This is a genomic window from Candidatus Vicinibacter affinis, assembly GCA_016714365.1.
Classification (GTDB): Bacteria; Bacteroidota; Bacteroidia; order Chitinophagales; family Saprospiraceae; genus Vicinibacter; species Vicinibacter affinis.
Genome location: JADJNH010000005.1, coordinates 1,071,982 through 1,091,079, shown reverse-complemented (window position 1 = coordinate 1,091,079; position 19,098 = coordinate 1,071,982). Strand labels below are relative to the sequence as shown.

At 39.8% G+C, this 19,098-nt stretch carries 15 protein-coding genes; 5 read left to right on the top strand and 10 right to left on the bottom strand.

Features of this window, described 5'->3' with window-relative positions; genetic code table 11:
* Positions 1-57 precede the first annotated feature (57 nt).
* The 4 genes from IPJ53_04470 to IPJ53_04455 form a co-directional block, all read right to left on the bottom strand.
* Positions 58-504 carry a T9SS type A sorting domain-containing protein gene (locus IPJ53_04470; GenBank protein ID MBK7798345.1) on the bottom strand — a complete coding sequence of 149 codons (447 nt, stop codon included), beginning with the start codon at positions 502-504 and terminating at the stop codon, positions 58-60.
* A 75-nt stretch (positions 505-579) separates the two neighbouring features.
* On the bottom strand, positions 580-2,325 hold the full coding sequence (locus tag IPJ53_04465; protein ID MBK7798344.1) for a T9SS type A sorting domain-containing protein: 1,746 nt from the start codon (positions 2,323-2,325) through the stop codon (positions 580-582).
* A 70-nt stretch (positions 2,326-2,395) separates the two neighbouring features.
* Complete coding sequence (locus IPJ53_04460; protein ID MBK7798343.1) at positions 2,396-4,930, bottom strand: T9SS type A sorting domain-containing protein; 2,535 nt, start codon at positions 4,928-4,930, stop codon at positions 2,396-2,398.
* Positions 4,931-4,933: 3 nt separating this feature from the next.
* Positions 4,934-6,226: a PKD domain-containing protein gene (locus IPJ53_04455; GenBank protein ID MBK7798342.1), complete on the bottom strand. Its 1,293-nt coding sequence runs from the start codon at positions 6,224-6,226 to the stop codon at positions 4,934-4,936.
* 81 nt (positions 6,227-6,307) lie between these two features.
* On the opposite strand from IPJ53_04455, the gene IPJ53_04450 reads away from it, so the two are divergent.
* The gene (locus IPJ53_04450) at positions 6,308-6,475 is read left to right on the top strand and encodes a hypothetical protein (protein ID MBK7798341.1); all 168 of its coding nucleotides are present in this window, start codon (positions 6,308-6,310) and stop codon (positions 6,473-6,475) included.
* Positions 6,476-6,945: 470 nt separating this feature from the next.
* Here IPJ53_04450 and IPJ53_04445 read toward each other — a convergent pair whose 3' ends face one another.
* A complete protein-coding gene (locus IPJ53_04445; protein MBK7798340.1) occupies positions 6,946-7,104 on the bottom strand; it encodes a hypothetical protein in 159 nt (52 codons plus the stop codon).
* Between the two features lie 184 nt (positions 7,105-7,288).
* Here IPJ53_04445 and IPJ53_04440 point away from each other — a divergent pair, with 184 nt between their 5' ends.
* Together IPJ53_04440 and IPJ53_04435 are read left to right on the top strand one after the other, a co-directional pair.
* Complete coding sequence (locus tag IPJ53_04440; GenBank protein MBK7798339.1) at positions 7,289-10,453, top strand: SusC/RagA family TonB-linked outer membrane protein; 3,165 nt, start codon at positions 7,289-7,291, stop codon at positions 10,451-10,453.
* 25 nt (positions 10,454-10,478) lie between these two features.
* A complete protein-coding gene (locus tag IPJ53_04435) occupies positions 10,479-11,945 on the top strand; it encodes a RagB/SusD family nutrient uptake outer membrane protein (GenBank protein MBK7798338.1) in 1,467 nt (488 codons plus the stop codon).
* A gap of 114 nt (positions 11,946-12,059) precedes the next feature.
* On the opposite strand, the gene IPJ53_04430 is transcribed toward IPJ53_04435, so the two are convergent.
* The 5 genes from IPJ53_04430 to IPJ53_04410 all read right to left on the bottom strand — a co-directional run bounded on the left by IPJ53_04430 (position 12,060) and on the right by IPJ53_04410 (position 16,270).
* A complete protein-coding gene (locus IPJ53_04430) occupies positions 12,060-12,275 on the bottom strand; it encodes a hypothetical protein (GenBank protein MBK7798337.1) in 216 nt (71 codons plus the stop codon).
* Between the two features lie 2 nt (positions 12,276-12,277).
* Positions 12,278-12,541, bottom strand: coding sequence for an IS110 family transposase (locus IPJ53_04425; protein ID MBK7798336.1), 264 nt, complete (start codon positions 12,539-12,541; stop codon positions 12,278-12,280).
* A gap of 118 nt (positions 12,542-12,659) precedes the next feature.
* Positions 12,660-13,352, bottom strand: a complete 693-nt coding sequence (locus IPJ53_04420; protein MBK7798335.1) for an IS110 family transposase — start codon at positions 13,350-13,352, stop codon at positions 12,660-12,662.
* Between the two features lie 660 nt (positions 13,353-14,012).
* A complete protein-coding gene (locus IPJ53_04415) occupies positions 14,013-15,224 on the bottom strand; it encodes an RsmB/NOP family class I SAM-dependent RNA methyltransferase (GenBank protein ID MBK7798334.1) in 1,212 nt (403 codons plus the stop codon).
* Positions 15,221-16,270: a galactose mutarotase gene (locus tag IPJ53_04410; protein ID MBK7798333.1), complete on the bottom strand. Its 1,050-nt coding sequence runs from the start codon at positions 16,268-16,270 to the stop codon at positions 15,221-15,223. Before IPJ53_04410 ends, IPJ53_04415 begins: the two co-directional genes overlap by 4 nt.
* On the opposite strand from IPJ53_04410, the gene IPJ53_04405 reads away from it, so the two are divergent.
* Together IPJ53_04405 and IPJ53_04400 are read left to right on the top strand one after the other, a co-directional pair.
* Positions 16,270-17,349 carry an alkane 1-monooxygenase gene (locus IPJ53_04405; protein MBK7798332.1) on the top strand — a complete coding sequence of 360 codons (1,080 nt, stop codon included), beginning with the start codon at positions 16,270-16,272 and terminating at the stop codon, positions 17,347-17,349. The genes IPJ53_04410 and IPJ53_04405 overlap by 1 nt on opposite strands.
* 74 nt (positions 17,350-17,423) lie before the next feature.
* On the top strand, positions 17,424-18,899 hold the full coding sequence (locus IPJ53_04400) for an OmpA family protein (GenBank protein ID MBK7798331.1): 1,476 nt from the start codon (positions 17,424-17,426) through the stop codon (positions 18,897-18,899).
* Positions 18,900-19,098 lie beyond the last annotated feature (199 nt).

Here is a 19,098-nt window from a genome sequence, read left to right as displayed (position 1 = left end):
TATGGATAAAAAATTGGCCCACCCGGCAGAAAAGCTTTTTGGATGGGCCATAAAAATTTACTTGTGAATAATCAATCGTTGTGAAGAAAGGGTATTGCCATTTTCACCAATCAACTCGACTATATAGATCTCCGGAGAAAAGCCAGAAAAATCTACAATTACAGCGCCTTCTTTGCTGAATTGAGTTATGTGAACCTTATGGCGACCATAAAGATCGGAGATCCTCACACTATGTATAAGTTCAGCATTTATATCGCTTTCAATCAAAACAATCCCTTTTGATGGATTCGGACAAATGCCAGCAGGAATGAATTGCTTTAGTCCTAGCTGATGGCCTCCAAATTCTTCTTCTTCTTCTTCTTCTGCACAAATGAATAATGGAATGTACTTGTCTTGTTCTTTATAAGAATTTGAACTAGGCAAAATCTGAATATTGCCTTTACAAAATGTTTCTAATCCCCCTAATTGATTTAAGTCTCTAATTAAATTTTTTGTTTGAACCATAGCCTATGATTTTTCCTAATAAAAATAAAGAAAATATCAAATATCCAAAATTTAAAAATAACAACCATGCATCCTCTACTCCACCACCACTCGCTCCACACTACTCCTTCCCTCAGTATCTCGATACCTCACAAAATAAACTCCTGCCGGCCAGGCACGCACAACGACAGTAGTAGATGTAGATCCTTTACCAATGCGCAGAGATTTCATCAAAGTGCCAGTAGATGTCAGGATCTCTACTCTGCCATCGGCACCTAAATCCTCATCAAAATGTATCTGTATTATATCTCTGGTGGGGTTTGGGTGAATAGAAATCAAACTACTTTTTTGATTTCTCAAATCTTCAGATCCCACCATCCCATCTGGAGAGATGCGTGCTATGAAAGCTGAAGATGTGTATTGGTCTCCAATTTGTTTTCTGGCAACTTTAGGTAATGCATAGTCTCCGAAATACAGAGTGTCTGAAGTAAACTTACCACTAATTACCAAGCCTCCATCGGGATGAAGGCCGCAATGACCAATCCCTATGGCTCCCTCTCTTCCTTTCCCATTGAGTTGGAAGACCTTATCAATACTGCCTAGGTTTGTAAAACGAATGTAAATTAAATCAGGTGAAGAACTTCCAGGGCTGACGAAAGGTGTGTTGTTGATATAAATGCTGTCTTTATTAAGGTTCCAGCATGTCCAAAGATCCTGATTATTATTTAAAATAAAATATGACATACCATACCAATCTAAAACATGATCTTCATAAAGCCATTCCAATTGATAGTCAGGTTTAATTTTTGCAATGAAATTTATTCCTGGTTTACTTGAAGAAAGGCGGAAAATCTTTTTAGATAATATTTCAAATTCTTTGCTTCCAGTAGAACCTCCTAAGAAAATATTGTTCTTCTTGTCTATTTCCAATTGATAAATATATTCTGTTCCAAGTCCACCTATGGAATGCAAATACTCCACATTTCCATTCTCATTTAGTACGAGCAGAACAGCATCATGTGTAATATCAGGCTGAAAAGTATCACGATTTAAAAGTACAGATTGATCAACCCATAATTCCCGACCATAAAAGGAACCGGCAACAACAACCTGTTGTAAACTGTTAACTTTGATATTTTGGAAAATACTGCTATTAGCTTCAAATTTTTTATACCATAACAGATTTCCTTCAGTGTCCAATTTTAGAAGTGAGGTTTTAAAACCTCCTTCATTAGATCGGTATTCTATAAGTATACTGTCAAGAATTAAGTGACCATTGGAATGCCAAGTTGAAAGGTAAGTATTTCCTTCCAAATCACATGTTACCCCAATTGCGCTGACATTGCCAAATTTACCATTTTCGTTTTTTATTAATCTGTACCAAAGTAGTTTTCCATTTGGATCTAATTTAGAGACAAACCCTTCACCAACTCCGTCCGGTGATTGTATATAATTCTCTGAGTCTAGCCAAACCTTACCCCGATGGGCACCAGCTATCAAAATATTTCCTTGTAAATCGGTAGATAAAAATAATCCGGCATCAATGACACCAGTTACATTATCCGTTAACTGATGCATCCAAACACAATGCCCTTGTGGATCATACTTGATTAAAAAAATGACTGCGGTGTGCTCTGTATTTAAATTGTGGGATTCATTACACACCTCAAATGGTGAAAGTAAATATTCTATTGAAACAATTGTATTAGAATTTACATCTGTAGTCAGCTGAAAATATCCTATATTACTTTTATACCCTTCGGGAATAATCCAGTCAAACTTAGGGATTTGAGCATGAATAAAAGAGAATGAATACAAGAGAGTAATAATAAGTAATCTCATGATTAAGTTTTATGGTATGTAAAAAATTGACCCACCCAATTACAAAGTTGTTGGGTGGGTCATAGAAAATTTATTTATGAATTATTAAGCGCTGTGAAGAAAGGGTTTTTCCTTTTCCATCAAGCAATTCAACGATATAAATTCCTGTTGACATTGAAGAGAAATCTAAACCTACAGATCCATGTTTATTTAAAATTGGACGGTGAATCTGATGGCGACCATAAAGATCGGAGATCCTCACATTTTGAATGATTTCAACATTTATATCACTATCAATCAAAACAATCCCTGTAGATGGATTTGGATATATTCCCGCAGGAATAAATTGTTTAAGTCCAAGCTGTTGTCCTCCAAATTCTTCTTCTTCTTCACAATTGAATAAGGGAATGTATTTGTCTATCAAGGCTAAAGTAAATCCTCGAGAATTATTGACAGCAATTCCAGCACTATCCCTACACATTGCCGCCAGAACCATCAATTCTGCTAAGGCTGTGGAATCAAGAGAAGTACCGTTAAGCAACTTCAGTCTCTGTTCGGTGACCCATTGGTCGTATTCTTCTGCGTCATTTTGTGGATCCAAAGCATTGTTTGAAACTTCTAATGCTTCAATGGCTTCTGCATTCAAACTATCACATAAGTAACGATAACTACCTATTGCTTCTTCCAGATCTGTCAATTGAGTTTGGAGAGAATCCAAAAGAATTTCATATAAAGCCAATGTGTCTAAATCCGTTTCAACTTCAATTAATTCTTCGACAATGATCATGGAATCGACTACACCAGAATGTAAAACATCCAAAGAATCAAATACTAGCTGTTGCACTTCAATCTCCAAAAGATATGAGTTAATATCAGTATAAAGCACAGAACTTTCACCTACGTATTCATTTTCCAATGCATCGTAAAAATCTGACAATGTATCCGATAGACTAGTCCAATGTGGATATTGTAAAATTTCGGCATAAATGGATTGAAACAATGCTGTTCTGAGTGCATCCGGTATGCTATCCAAACCAGCACTGTCTGCTAATATCGCCGCATACCCATAGGCTGATGAAGTATCAGATTGCAGCATTACAGGTCCAGCATTGCAGACAATAGTCTGTGAGCTCATTGTTGGTCCGCTAGCTACAATCATGCCAATAGTTCTATAAGGATGATGCTGTGATCCTGGCGAACTACCTGAAGGCGCAAGAAATTTGCAATCCTCTAAAATAGTTGGTATATTAAATGACTCATGTTTTATTTCCCCATTCTGATTTGTATTATTGTTTTGTGCAGTCCAGGAATTGTATTGAGAGTGCGTTTGAGGGCCAGTAATGGCTAAAGGATAATAATAATTACTATTGGATGAACTGAGATTAAAATTATTGCGACGAATTATACTTCCTTGACCTCCCTTACAATTTCCATGAGTTTCAATACAACTCTTAGAATTGTCGTAAAACAGATTATCACTTATAGTAGTTTCAGGATTATCCACAAACAAAAGGCCATTACCACCTTCTAGTACCCGATTACAAGTGATCACACTTTGGCGGCTGTGAGAAATATCAATACCCGGTTTAGGATTGTTTGTTGTGATGGTATCATTTTGAATTCGGGTTCCATGCCAATTGTGTACAAATATCCCGGCACCATTGTTTGTGGCATTGTTTAAGATACGATTGTGGGTTATGAATCCAGATTGTGGTCCTTCTGCATCCGCAGTAAAGCTTACCCCTATGGTATGATCACCCCCATTGGTCTGAATCTCATTATTTGCAATATATACCTCATTGTTCAGGGTACCTGAAAGATGTACCTTGACTCCAAAATTCTCCGGACCATTGTCTGTGTGAAGATGAACATGTTCAATGTTTGCAAATATTTTTGTTCGGCTTGCATTTATATCAAATGCTTTATGCACGTTATTGGTCCAGATACTGGACAGAGGATCACTGGCCACTGCAGTCAGGGTATGAGATGCACCCCCACTTATTTTATCAAGTACCGCTATAGGCACATGTTCAAACTTGATAGAGTCTATATTCAGGTCCCTTTTAAGGGAGTTGTCCTTAGTGTAATCGATTCCGATATACTTGATGTCGTGTACATCAAAATTGCGTAATCTGGCTGAGGCATTGGTTACCTTGAAGGCGGTATTAAAATTTTCAATTTCATTGACAGATCCTGTGCTAGGCATCCACTGTAAATGATCATTGCGATCCACAATAATGGCCGTGCCATCTCCACATCCGCATTTTAATTCTCCACAGTTGATTAACCAACAACCTCTCATATAGTTATCGTGAAAAGCTTCTATTTTCATACGATGAAATTGTTCAAAGTGTATTCCATCAATATTTTCTTCAAACCGGCAGGAAATCATCTTTATTTTCGCGCCTCTGGTAGATCCTGTTCCTCCACGCAGGTACAAAGCCTTGTATGCATCCCAAATTTCAGCCGCAGTCCATTCCAAAGAGGATTGCTGGTAGGCCTGAATTCCTTGCCACCTGCAACAATTAATAAAAGGAATCCCCAATCTGGCAGCAGTCTGAAGGACAGTTCCGTTTAAATGAAAATTTTTGCCCTGATTTACTGTAATGAGTGACCCTTCCGCCATATTCTAAATACCTGTTCCAAAACTTACATTGATATCCACTATCAGATTACCCTCTATCAGTAACGGTACAGTCGAATGGTTCATATAGGTGCTTATAAACTGGTAAACATTCATTTGTTGATTGCTAAGATAGTCACTCATTTTTAAAGTAGCCAGAGGAAGCCCGATATAGGCACCAGGTGTAATGGTTTTACAATGTTTAACCTCATCCATAAGGATGGTGTCGCAATACACTTTATGCGTGATGCAAATCTCTCCATCCTCAGTTATAAAGTTGGTGAAAAAATGGTCAGGTGGCACATGGTTAGGGTATTGACCTTCATATACATTCCCGTCACTAAATTCCCACTTGTGCACCGTCATGCCGGGGGAATTGCAACTTGGAATCACCTTATATTTTGACTTCATACATGAGGGAGGATATTGTTGCGAACTCTCCAATTCCTGAAATGAAAAATCTGCATCCATACAACAATCGCAAGGTGGCAAGTAAACACTGTCACAACAAGTAAATGATCCCTCACCCACATAATAATTTGCACAAACCCAATAAGGCCCACTTCCAATAAAATCCCTGGTGACCACTGTATCGTAAGACCATTTATTACCTTTGCCATCGCCAAAATCCCAAAGAATGCTATCGATTTCGAAAATAGTATTTACATCAAATTCAAAGCAACATTCTTCTCTTGCTTGCGTACTGCATTGGTTCCAGCTGAATTCAAAACAAGCACAAGGATCGATGTTGACATTAAAGCAACAAGTCCTGTAATATTGAGTTGGAGCATTTGCTGTAATGATACACACCTCAAACACACCTCCAGATGTATATGTATGGGTTAAGTGATCTGTATCTGATTGAATTGGTGGTGTATTGTCACCAAAAGTCCAGACATACTGAATGCCAGTAGGATTATTAATTTCAACCGAAAGATGAATACAACTATCTACCGCAATGTCTGGATCTAAAAATGTGCAATAGTTACTTTCACAGCCATCAATTCTTATGGTTCTAATACAAGTATCAGGACTTCCGGCAGTTGGTGTTGTGATATGTGTAAATGTCACTAGAGTATTGACAGACAAACTTAGTGTGACACAAAATTTAGACTGAGATGAATAGATTGGTGTAGCTAAGCCAGGGGCAGACACTGTCCAAGAGTGAGTGCCCTGAAACTGACCGATGGACTCTACACAAATTTGAAACCCATCATCCACACATAGGGCTTTTGTAAATAAAAAGGTGCAATCAGGATCTTCTTGTCCAACGCAATTGTCCATTCTTATTCCAAACATAAACAATACAAATATTGAATAATAGGCCGTTTTCTTAAACAAGCTTAAGAATTCACCCCAAATAAATTGAAGTTGTCTTACATGCCCAAAATCAACAAAGATGGTGTGGTGTGGTGTGGTGTGGTGTGGTGTGGTGTGGTGTGGTGTGGTGTGGTGTGGTGTGGTGTGGTGTGGTGTGGTGTGGTGTGGTGTGGTGTGGTGTGGTGTGGTGTGGTGTGGTGTAAAATAAATTTAATTCGTTTCTCATAAAATTCAAATTAAAGGGTTAATAAAATCAATAATTTCTCATTCTAATATCCAATCTAAGGATTATGATGAACAGTATAAAAAATCCATTCGTCTATTGATATTTCAAGGACGTGTCTGGCAATCAAAATTACAAGACCGAATGAATAGGTCAGGAGTATCCGCTAGAAAAAAAGTCAGCAACCCACGAAGGAATTAAAATTAGGTCGCTATTCAGGTTACAAGTTAAAAACAATGTCAATCCTAAACAATACCTATTTATTAGTATTTTATACATAATATAATAATCATATGTATAATATAATATTTTTAGGCAATATGCCAACATTCATTTTTTATTTCCCTTCCAAACTAAAGAGAATAAATACTTAATTATCCAATAAAAACTTGACTTCATGCAGTTTGGTACATTTTTTAAGTGATGCAATCCTTTCAAAATAATTGCTTATAATTATTTTCGTTACGACCATCATTTAGATCCATTTGTCTTGAACTAAGCGTTCAATGAACGATTTACAGGTGGTAATCATTACCACTTTTTCATCCCTGATGTTCCAATTAGTTCGGATTAGAATATGATGATAACGGTTTACCACGAGTGTATTGGGTAATTCATCATTTATTTCTACCATCTCGTCAATTTATTCCGGTGTTTGGCCCTTATATGTTGTCTAAGCTTTATATGAAGAGATTTTTTAGCCCTAAATAAAGCTACTTTTGCCGCCAGTGACAGACTGTAATAATCGAATGGCACTCTGCCTTTTTTGTCAAAAAATAATTATATTTTAATTCTTTGTCTCCAAATAAATAAACCATATGTATTGGATAAATAATTCTAAATCTGTCTTCACGTTTCTCATTCTGATGGTGATGACGAGTGCAGCATTTTCTCAGGAGTCAACTCTCTTTGGAATTGTAAAAGATGCCAAAAATAATTCAGTCCTCGAGGGCGTAAATGTGGTGATGAAAGGGGGCGGCGCAGTAAGCAATACCAATGCCCTGGGAGAATTCTCTATTCAGGTACCTGATAAGTATCCGTTGATACTTACCTTCAGTTATCTGGGATACAGCATTCAGGAGTTGACCATAAGTGAACCGGCATATCTAACCATTCTGCTGGAACCTGAATACAGAGAGCTGGATGAAGTCATGGTGGTCAGTGGCTATACGGTACAAAAGAAAAGCGAATTTTCAGGCGCGGTATCAAAAATTGGTTCTGAGGAATTGTTGAACAGACCTGCTTCGAGCTTTGATCAGTTGCTCGGTGGCCGTGCAGCCGGAATTGAAATTCTCCAGCCTACGAATATTCTAAACAATACGCCCATCCTAAGAATCCGGGGAATCAACTCGATTACTTCCGGAATTTTTCCTTTGGTGGTGGTTGATGGAGTGACCGTTTTCGTTGGGTCCATTGGTGGATTTGTAGGAAACAATCCTCTGTCGGACATTAACCCAAGCGACATTCAAACCATCGACGTCTTAAAAGATGCCTCCGCTGCGGCAATCTTCGGATCTCGTGCGGCCAATGGTGTCATGGTGATCACTACCAAAAAAGGAAAGAAAGGTAGAATCAAAATTAATTATGACAGTTGGGTGAGCAGAAGTACTCCATTTAATTTACCTGAATTGCTGAATGCAGAAGACTATGTCACCATCAAAAATGAAGCGATGGTAAATTCAGGAAGAGCACCGGGATACTTTCTGATGAAAAACGCGGACGGCTCTACCGTCAACACCAGCTGGTACGATGTTGCCTACAGACCGGGATGGTCACACAACCATAATTTCAATTTATCAGGTGCCAATAATTCAACCAATTATTTTTTCTCTTTCGGTTATACAGATCAAAATAATTTTATCCGTTACAACAGTTTCGAAAGATATTCCACCCGATTGAACATAGACAATCAAATCAATGATTACATCAAAATCGGAGCCAACTTATCCTACACCAACGGACTCAATAAAGGACCCAATACCGGCGCGATCGCAAGCAATACTCTGGCTTCTTCTTCCTACAATTCAGAATACATTACCAACGAGCCTTTGGCACGTATGACTTTTGTATTACCGCCCAATGTGCCGGTCTACAATGCAGATGGATCTTACAGCATTCAGAATGGAAACAGCGTTGGATACGGCCTGAACAATCCAAGTACAATAGGAACCATCAATGCCTACAATCTGGCCCTGGTACAAAAACTGGATGTCAACACTTCTGAAAACAATACTTTTATTGGGAATGTATTTGCTGAGTGGAAAATTATGAAAGACCTTAAGTTCAGAACAAGCTATGGTCTCAACAATCTCCAGGTGCAAAACAAATCTTTTCTCAATCCACTGCACGGAGGAGGTTCCAGTGCCAACGGAAGTGCCACCAATGTTTTTTACAAATATTACCGCGCGGATTGGGTAAACACCTTAAACTACAACAAGACTTTTGCAGATGTACACAACCTTGGATTGCTTGTAGGTTATGAAAGAATACACACCACCATCGATTCCTGGGGTGCACAGCGTACCAACATTACCGATCCGGATTATTCCAACTATCAGGGTGGATTCGTAAACATTGCACCGATCGGAAATGTATATTCAGAAAACGCACTACTTTCCTATTTTTCAAATCTTACTTATGACTTCGACCGAAGATATTTGTTGAGTTTTAATTTCAGGAGAGATGGATTGTCTGCACTGTCTGCCGGAAATAAATATGGAAATTTTCTAGGTGGATCTCTTGGTTGGAATGTATCCAGGGAAGGCTTCTTTCAGGAATCCTCATTGAGAAATTGGGTCAGCAATTTGAAATTAAGAGCAAGTTATGGGATAGTAGGAAACAGTGAAATTGGTGATTATCCTGCCATCGGAGCTTACACATCTTCCACTTACGGAGGTTCTGCCACTCTGAACTATGCCCAGGCAGGAAATCCGGATTTGAAATGGGAGACCAGCACCAAACTTGATTTGGGATTTGATTTGACTTTGTTCAATGATCGTCTTGGAATTGAATTTGACTATTACAAAAATTTAATTGATGACCTGATACTAAAAGCACCACAAGCATTGTCTACCGGTATTCCCGGCGGATTCATCAATGCCAACGTGGGCAGCATGTACAACGAAGGCGTAGAATTAGGCATCTATGGTGTGCCCATTCAAAAAGGAGATTTCAAATGGGATCTGAATTTTAATATGGCCACACTTACCAACAAAGTAACTTCACTGGTGAGCGACGTTTATGTGCCCAGCATTTTCGGCGTACAGAATATGACCCGGGTAGGATATTCCATTGGATCCATTTTTGCAGTTCCTACTGTAGGCGTCAATCCTGATAATGGATTGATGGTTTTTGTAAACAGCGAAGGCAGAGAAGTACAATACAATCACGTAGGTTCCCCAAGATGGACCTACCTCGACGGAACGGCGGCTCCTGCAATTGACAATTACAAAGATGGAGTGATTCAGGGACCTTCACTACCAAAACTTTTTGGTGGAATCAACAACAGATTCACTTATAAAAACTTTGATCTCGACGTAAACTTTACTTACGTGATGGGTAATAAATTATACAACGGTACAAGAGCTACCAACTCTGATCAAAGATATTTTAACAATGGTACTTTCATCAAAGAACGCTGGACGACGCCGGGACAAAAAACAGAAATTCAGAAATTGTATTACGGCGACAATGTTTCTGCAGGATTCTCTTTTTCTGCCACTTCCAAAGTTGAAAACGGCGACTATCTGAAATTAAAAAACATTGCGTTGGGTTATAAGATACCGCTCAAAGCAAGATATTTTAATGGTAAAATTTCTTCTGCTCGTGTTTACTTCCAGGCTTCGAATGTATTTACACTGACCAAATACCGGGGATCAGATCCAGAAGTATCCATCAATGGAAATTCCATCCACTCCGGAAAAGATCAGAACGTACCACCTAATGCGCAGGTGATGTCTGTAGGATTAAATGTTGGTTTCTAATTTTTTTATCTATTTGTCGAAAATCATGAAAAATCTAAATAAATTATCTAAGACTTTGTTGAGTTCACTTGTCGTTGTCAGTCTGTTTTTTACTGCCTGCAATGATGATTTCCTTGACACCACTTCGAAGACCAGCGTGGATGAAAAAAATGCATTCAGCACGCCGGGTAAAATATTGGCTCAGGTCAACAATCTGTACAGTCAATTGCAAAATTCCATTTTTTATGGTGGAAGATTTATTGTATTCAACGAACAACGTGCTGATGAATTCGGACAGAATGATGGGAATGCGGCAACGGGTTCTGCAGTTTGGAATCAGAACGTGGCTTCTACCAATGAATACATCAACAATGTGTGGGCGGCAGGCTACCGTGCAATCAATTCAGCAAATGTTCTAATTAACCAGTTGCAACAAACCAAAGTAATTTCCGACAGCCTTGCAAAACTGTATGTTGCAGAAGCAAAATTTGTAAGAGCCTTAAGCTATTTAAGTCTGCTGCAAACTTATGCCAAACCCTATAACCTGGATAAGGCTGCACTGGGATTACCGCTTAGACTAAGTCCCATCACCAGTCTTGGTTTCAATGATTTGGCTAGAAGTTCCGTAGAAGAAATTTACACACAAATTATTAAAGACCTCAATGAAGCAGAAGCAGATCTACCGGTTGCCTATGCTACTCCATTGCTCAATACTTCCAGAGCACATAAGAGCTCAGCCATTGCCTTAAAAACAAGAGTATTTCTGAATCAATCCGATTATCAAAAAGTAATGCAGGAATCTGCAAAACTTGTTCCAAACGCACCACCGTATAAATATACTGCCGGAAGCCTTTCACACAATCTGGAAGCTTCCTTCGTGAACATATTCACAGGTAGCTACACCGGTGCAGAGGCCATATTTTTTATACCTTTTGCCAATTCAAATACAGAAACACCGGCCTCTCAATTTTCACTGGCATTTAATTATCTGGCACAACCAATTATTTTTCTGGCGACTTTAGGTATTGTCAGTAATCCTGCATTGTCAGATGCGCAGGATGCCAGATCCACCCTAATCGGAACAAATGCCGCCAAGCAAAAAGTATTGAGAAAATTTGCAATCACGACTGCGCCTTTTAGAGACTATGTACCGGTCATGCGTTACGCTGAAGTGATGTTGAATTATGCAGAGGCTGCTACCAGAACAAACGATTTGGCTTTGGGGGCTGCTTTACTGAAAGCAGTGAGAAACCGCTCCAATCCAAACTATGTATTTCCGGATGAAAAGATAAATTCAGCGGACAGTTTGCTAAACAGCATCTGGACAGAAAGGAGGATTGAGTTTTTGGGTGAAGGACTCAGATTGCAGGATTTACAGCGGAACGTATTGCCGTTGCCCGCCAAGACAGGCAGCATAGGTACAGCACCTGCTGTTCCTGTCACTGCCAAAAATTACATCTGGCCTATACCGAGTGGTGAATTGTCTACCAACGCATTGTGCCTGCCTAATTAAAATGGGTTAAGTCAAAAATTTAGGGAGAAACCAGTTTTGCGTATTCCGCGTTATTCACTAAAGTTGAACTAAATTCCATTCCATTATGATTGTTCTTTTTTGTCTCTTAAGTAACTACATTTCAACTATCTGTAAACCAAGGTTTTTAGCTTGTCGTTTTAACTTCTTAATTTGATTTTCTTTAAACCCATCCATATATTTTTCGATTGGTATTGGGTTAAATTTAACCCTTTCTTTTATCATTTTATAAAAAATAGCCGCAATTTTTCTTGCAGTCGCAACAATTGCTTTTGGCGCCCCATTTTTTGCTTTTATACGATTATAAAACATCGCTAACCAATTTTTGCTACGCTGTATGGCAAACGCCGCCATTCTAAATATTTGACCTGCGTGGTTTTTCTTTTTGGAATCCGGCTACTTAATACTTTCCCTCCTGATATTTTATTATTCGGGGCTAAGTTTAACCATGATGTAAAGTGTTTTACCGTTGGCCATTTACTCATATCTAATCCGACTTCGCTTATAATTTCTATAGCATTTGTTTCCGTAATCCCAAAAATTTCTGCTAAATCCGTCCCCGTTAGTTCGTACAACATTTCCTTTCCGTTAAAATTCAAATTATTTTTATTACTCTTTTCTTTTTTTGGGGCTCCACAAATGTATCTACTCCGGATTTTTCACGAAGATGCTCTTCTATTTTAGCATCGCATTCCTTTAGCTTAAAGCATGATAGAATTGATATATTGAATAACTTTGCTCTAGTTCAAAAACGTGTTCTTCTTTCCAAACCCCCGTTAAGGATTTTATAATACCCTCTTTTTTATGAGCTCTAATTCTACTATCGCAACAAGATGCTAATATCTCTGCGTTTCGTTCACCAGCTATGATGGATTTTATGATCTCTTGTCCAGATTTACCTGTAATATCCGCAATAACATGTTGTATTTTAATATTCATTTGTTCTAAAGCTTTATGCATCATGCGAATATGTGTAGCTGACATTTCAATTAAATTTTTTCGATGACGCATATATGCTCTTAATTTACGAGTAAACTTATCGGGTTGAAAACTTGCAGATAATAATCCGCAACTGTGTAATTGACGTATCCAATCAGCATCGCTAACATCTGTTTTCTTTCCTCTTACATTTTTTACATGTTTAGCTGTAACTAATACAACATCAAAACCCGCATCTTCTAATACTAAAAATAAACTTACCCAGTAAATACCGGTAGCCTCCATAGCAACTGTATCTACTTTGCATTCTTTTAAAAACACAACTAGGGCGTGTAAGTCTTCAGTAAAGGCGCCAAAGGCTCTTATTGGTTTTTCAGTGGATTCAGGATTAACTGCTACATAATGTTCTTTGCTTGATATATCTATACCTGCCGCGTTAGGATAAATAATCGGAAATGCTTTTGTTTTTTTTCTTTCATTTTCTTAAAATTTTAAAGTGAATAAAACGAAAGCAGTGTTAAGGTTCTGAGTAATTATCGTATAAGTTTAAACGGGGTTTCGCCAAAGGCGAACCACCAAAATGGATTGTCATTCAAAGAACACTACCAAACTTGATAAGGGGCTGCGAGCACCATAACAAAAAACGGTTTTTGTAAACACTGCTTTACATCTCGCAAGTTACTTTAAAGGATTGAGAGCGGAGCCGCTGTTATAAACTTGATACAAAAAAGAACCAAAAAAATCAAGGCTGTTTTCATTTCTTAACGCTAAAACTAACTTAAAAAGCTAAACAAAATAAACTCGCCTAAAGCACCAGCAATAGCTCCAGGCCTTACTGTCATATATTTATTTGCTCATCTGCAAGCAAGCTCAAACAGTATTTTGTTTTGAACGCTTTTTAAATCAGTTTTAGCTAAAATGAAAAAGGCCGGGCTGAATTTCATATTCGATAGCTATATGAAGTATTGGAATCTATTTAATCAGCTATAAGGATGATTAAATTCTAGTTAATCCCTATAAAATTTATTTGACTCATTAAAATTTGCATAGGGTTTGGTGTGTTAACCAAAGAGCAATTCTGCATGGTAATATAAATCCGGGTCAACTTATTTAAGAGTTGACATCCGCTGGATTTTTATGATGTACAATTCTTGCCATGTAGAAGCCATCAAAGCCGCTGTCTGCAGGGGAGACTGCCAGATCCTGTTCCAAAACAAAGGATGGATTGTTGTTTAAAAATCTAGCCACCTGTTCCTGATTTTCAGAAGGCAGCATGCTGCAGGTGGCATACACGAGTTTACCGCCGGGTTTGAGAATTTTGGCATAGGACTGAAGAATTTCTTCCTGATTTTTTCTCATGCGGTCGATGTATTCTTTGTTGAGTTTCCATTTGGCATCCGGATTTCGTCTGAGCACTCCCAATCCACTGCATGGAACATCCAGCAAAAGGCGATCTGCTGTACCGTAAAGTCGTTTGATCGTTTTGTTATTTTCAATTTTTCGGGTCTCGATGACCGATACGCCATTGCGCCGGGCACGCAGTTTCAATTCGTTCAGTTTCCACTCTTCCGTATCCAGACATATTAAGCTCCCTTTGTTCTGCATCAAGGCTGCAAGATGCAATGACTTGCCCCCTGCGCCTGCACAGGCATCCACTACGCGCATACCGGGCGATACATCAAGGTAAGGAGCCACCAACTGTGAAGAAGCGTCCTGGACCTCAAAAAAGCCCTTTTTAAAATATTCCGATTTAAACACATTTTTTCGTTGATCGAGGACCAGCGCATCCGGATGGCTTTCGGGAGTATGGCAGATGATTCCTTCTTTTTGCAAAATTTCTTTTAAGACGGGCCTCTGAACTTTCAGTGTATTGCAGCGGAGGACCACGCGGGCTTCTTCATTCAAGGCCGCAAGTTCGCGATCCCAATTTTCCCCGAGCTCCTTTTCCCCCAATGAATCCAACCAGTCCGGCAGAGATTCTCGGATGCATCGTATGGCCTGAGCTTCCTGGAATTTCTGCATGATTTTCTCTTTGTCGCAATTCTTAAATTCTTCCCAATCCGGCAAGGGTATTTTTTTTAGTACCAGATAACTTTCGAAAATGCGCCAGTTGTTTTTTTGATCTCGGCTGCAAAATTTATACAATCTCCAATAACGGACAAGGTTGTAACAACTCTCCGCAAGAAAAGCCCTGTCCCTTGCACCCCATTGCGGATTAGACCTGAGCAGTTTTTCGATGACGCGATCTGCATATTGTCCCTCTGCAAGAATTCGCTCTACCGCATCAATGACCGCAGCAACCAGTACCCGATGTAATTTCATAATGTTTTAAAATTTTCAAACCGATAGCGGCACCAATGTTGATAAGTATCGCCGACTTTTAAAGTAGTATCCGGAAAAGCAGAATGATTCGGACTGTCCGGAAAATGCTGGGGCTCCAGACAAACAAAAGATCTGGCCTGATAAATAGAACCATTTTTCCCGGCATCGGTATCTGCGCCCCAGTTGCAGGTATACAATTGCAATCCAGGCTGACTGGTGGAAATGATCATGCGTCTTCCGGAATCCAGATCTGATAAAACTGCGGCCTGCTTATCTTGATGATTGCCTTCATCCAACACAAAATTATGATCATAACCATTCGTCCATCGCATTAAGGAATGGCCCGAATTTATTTCGGATCCGATTTCTTTTTCTTTGCGGAAATCAAGAGGCGTATCAGTTATCGAAATCAGTCTTCCGGTGGGAATGCAATCCTGATCGATTTCTGTGATCTGATGAGCGGAAATCTGCAATCTATGATTTAAAATATCTCCCTTCCCGCGCAGGTTGAAATAGGAATGTGTCGCAAGATTGATGACCGTATCCTGATCTGAAGTGGCTTGGTATTCAATCAGGAGACTGTGATCAGATTCAATGGAATATTTGATTGTGATCTCCAGACTGCCGGGAAAACCCATGTCTCCATCAGGACTCCCCAATTTCAGCGCTGCGATTTTTTCAGTTTGTTCTGTCCACGCCCATACATGGGATTGAATGCCCTTACTGCCCCCGTGCAACATATGGGGTGGAAGGTTGGTATCCAATTGGTATTTTTTCATACCCAAAGAAAATTTGCCATATGCGATCCTGTTGGCGTACCTTCCGCAGATGGCGCCATAGTACGGACACCCCTTCAGGTATTCCTCAATGGTGTCATAGCCTGCCACCACATCTGCAAGCTGGCCATGTGCATCCGGAACGAATAAGCTGATCAGCTTTGCACCATAATTGCTGATGATGGCATGAAAGCCATTGGGATCACCAATCAAATGACTGCTGAATATTTTATCATCTGACTTTTTATGATACTTTTGTAAATTGTCCAATGACTTTAAATTTAAATCAGGTGCAAAGGTATTCAATGATCCTCCAGAACCCTTTATACAGTCTTCAATATTTATTTGTATTTTCGGTACCCCTGGTATGCTGGTGGTCTACCTATCAAGTAACATGGGCTTCCTGGGCAACTTTCCTCTATGCATTCGGGCTCATTCCCCTCGTGGAATGGATCATTCCGGCCAATCACAAAGTGCATGATTTTAAAAGTCCCGATGGATGGGCATTTGATATGACCTTGTTTTTGTGCATTCCCTTACTGTACGGCCTTCAGTTTAGGGTTTTTGAGGCTTTAAAAAATCAGGATGTCTTTTCCTTTCAGGCACTGGGTCTTATTATTGGATTGGGTATCTGTGGTGGTGTGATTGGGATTAATGTAGGTCACGAATTGGGACACAGATCCTCCGCTTTGTACAAGTTTGCAGCCCATTTGTTGTTGCTGCCGTGTAGTTTTCTTCATTTTTATCTGGAGCACAATTATGGGCATCACAAGCAAGTGGCTACACCAAATGATCCTGCCACTGCCAGAAAAGGAGAGAGCCTTTACAGGTTTTGGCTTCGCAGCAGTGGACAAGGTTACTTACATGCCTGGCATATCAGTAGCGAGTTACAAAAACGCAATGCCAGCCTTGTTCCCATAATGCCTTTGTACCATCTGATCATCCTGGCTTACTATTTTTTGGTGTGGTATGCATTTGGTTGGTCGGGAGTGGGAATTTTGGCGCTGTCCTCCTTGGTGAGCATCGTTTTGCTGGAGACCGTAAATTACATCGAACACTACGGATTAGAAAGACAAAAACTGCCCAATGGGTCCTTCGAACAAGTCCGCGCTGCACATGCCTGGGATTCTGAAAAGCTGATTGGAAGAATTGCTTTATTTGAATTATCTCGGCATGCCGATCATCATCAACATTCCAGCAAGCCTTACTATCAATTAAATCCTCAGGAAGAGTCTCATAAATTACCAACCGGTTATCCGGGAAGTATGATGTTGGCGGCAATCCCGGGCTTGTGGTTTAAAATAATCCATAAAATCATGGAAAAACAAGCAAAACAGTACCATATTTGAAAGTAATTGTTACATCCCACAATCTGAACTGTGGTTTGTGCCCTTTTTAATTTTATCACCTAATTTAACAAAAAATGAAACGAAGATTTTGTTCCCTGATTTTTTCACTGGCTCTCGTTGCGATGCTTTCTGCACAAGACCTTCCGGTGAATACCCTCACTTTGAAGCCGGTTTGGATCAACTACAAAGCCCCTCATAACGACAACAAAGGCATGTTCACAGATTTGACCAATGCATTTGAAGTTGGTTACAACAGACATTTTGGAAACATGATTTCATTGGGTGTGCCGTTCAGAATAGGCATTGCAAATTTTCCTATTTTTAATAAAGTGACCAACGGTGTTGATCGATACACGGACGCCCAATTCTATACAGGAGTGGACGCTTTGCTCAATTTGCATCTGTGGAGGGGCAAGGGTATTTCTCCTTTTTTCTACGGAGGGATCGGTGGTGCATTGCAAAATTTTGACAATTTTTATGTGCAGGCTCCTGTGGGCCTCGGGCTGGATTTCAGGATCAGCGATCAATTCAGTGTAGTAGCTCAGGGCGATTACCGCTATTCTTTCAAAGATGGTTATGACAACTATCAATATGCCCTTGGTGTAAGGGCCAATCTCGGATGCAAAGCTAAAGACACCGACAAGGATGGAGTTCCGGATAAAACGGACAAGTGTCCGGAAGTTCCTGGAACGGTAATGGGCTGTCCTGATGCAGACGGAGATGGCATTTCCGATATGGATGACAAATGCCCGAATCTTGCCGGAGTGGTTGAAAATATGGGTTGTCCTTCTGACAGAGACAAGGATGGCGTGTATGATGTTGACGATATGTGCCCTGACCTGGCTGGAACCTTGAAAGGTTGTCCGGACAGTGATAAGGATGGTGTAGCAGACAAAGATGATAAATGCCCTCAGATTGCAGGAACCCTGATGGGTTGCCCGGACAGCGACCGCGATGGCATTGCAGACAAAGATGACAAATGTCCTAATGAGCCCGGCCCCGCTTCCAACGCTGGTTGTCCGAATGACCGCGATAAAGACGGAGTGGAAGACGCTAAGGATCCGTGTCCTGATACGCCCGGCAAATTCAATGGTTGCCCGGATACCGATGGTGATGGACTCGCAGACAATTTAGACAAGTGTCCAAATACTCCGGGTATCGCAGCCAATAACGGTTGTCCTGAGATCAAAAAAGAAGACAAGAAAGTGTTGGATGTTGCGATGCGCAATGTTCAGTTTACCACCGGAACTGCAACGCTGACAAAAGCATCTTACAAAAATCTGAATGACGTAATCAACGTACTTAAAAAATATCCGGAGATGATGTTAAACATCGAAGGTCATACAGACGATGTAGGCGAAGATGTCAACAACCAGAAATTATCTGAGCGAAGAGCAAACGCATGTATGAATTACATTACCAGTAAGGGAATTGTTGCTTCAAGGTTAATGGCCTCCGGTTATGGCGAATCCAAACCGATAGGTGACAATAAAACCAGCGAAGGACGCAAGTCCAACAGACGTACAGAATTTAATCCTGTCTGGAGATAAAATAAAATTTATAAAATTAAAATGCCTGAAAGAGTGAGCTGCTTTTTCAGGCATTTTTTTTATAAAAAGAGCGTTTAAATAGGTCAAGTCAAAACTTGGGGATGAACCAGTTTTGAGGACCCCGTTTTTCACAAAAGTTGTCCTGAGTTCCTTCCTATTAACTTTGTTCTTTTTTGTTTTGATACAAAAAAGAACCAAA

Bases quoted from the DNA above. Each gene is read 5' to 3' on its own strand.
- IPJ53_04470 (MBK7798345.1), bottom strand. From the start codon at position 504: ATGGTTCAAACAAAAAATTTAATTAGAGACTTAAATCAATTAGGGGGA.
- IPJ53_04465 (MBK7798344.1), bottom strand. From the start codon at position 2,325: ATGAGATTACTTATTATTACTCTCTTGTATTCATTCTCTTTTATTCAT.
- IPJ53_04460 (MBK7798343.1), bottom strand. From the start codon at position 4,930: ATGGCGGAAGGGTCACTCATTACAGTAAATCAGGGCAAAAATTTTCAT.
- IPJ53_04455 (MBK7798342.1), bottom strand. From the start codon at position 6,226: ATGTTTGGAATAAGAATGGACAATTGCGTTGGACAAGAAGATCCTGAT.
- IPJ53_04450 (MBK7798341.1), top strand. From the start codon at position 6,308: ATGCCCAAAATCAACAAAGATGGTGTGGTGTGGTGTGGTGTGGTGTGG.
- IPJ53_04445 (MBK7798340.1), bottom strand. From the start codon at position 7,104: ATGGTAGAAATAAATGATGAATTACCCAATACACTCGTGGTAAACCGT.
- IPJ53_04440 (MBK7798339.1), top strand. From the start codon at position 7,289: ATGTATTGGATAAATAATTCTAAATCTGTCTTCACGTTTCTCATTCTG.
- IPJ53_04435 (MBK7798338.1), top strand. From the start codon at position 10,479: ATGAAAAATCTAAATAAATTATCTAAGACTTTGTTGAGTTCACTTGTC.
- IPJ53_04430 (MBK7798337.1), bottom strand. From the start codon at position 12,275: ATGTTTTATAATCGTATAAAAGCAAAAAATGGGGCGCCAAAAGCAATT.
- IPJ53_04425 (MBK7798336.1), bottom strand. From the start codon at position 12,541: ATGTTGTACGAACTAACGGGGACGGATTTAGCAGAAATTTTTGGGATT.
- IPJ53_04415 (MBK7798334.1), bottom strand. From the start codon at position 15,224: ATGAAATTACATCGGGTACTGGTTGCTGCGGTCATTGATGCGGTAGAG.
- IPJ53_04405 (MBK7798332.1), top strand. From the start codon at position 16,270: ATGACTTTAAATTTAAATCAGGTGCAAAGGTATTCAATGATCCTCCAG.
- IPJ53_04400 (MBK7798331.1), top strand. From the start codon at position 17,424: ATGAAACGAAGATTTTGTTCCCTGATTTTTTCACTGGCTCTCGTTGCG.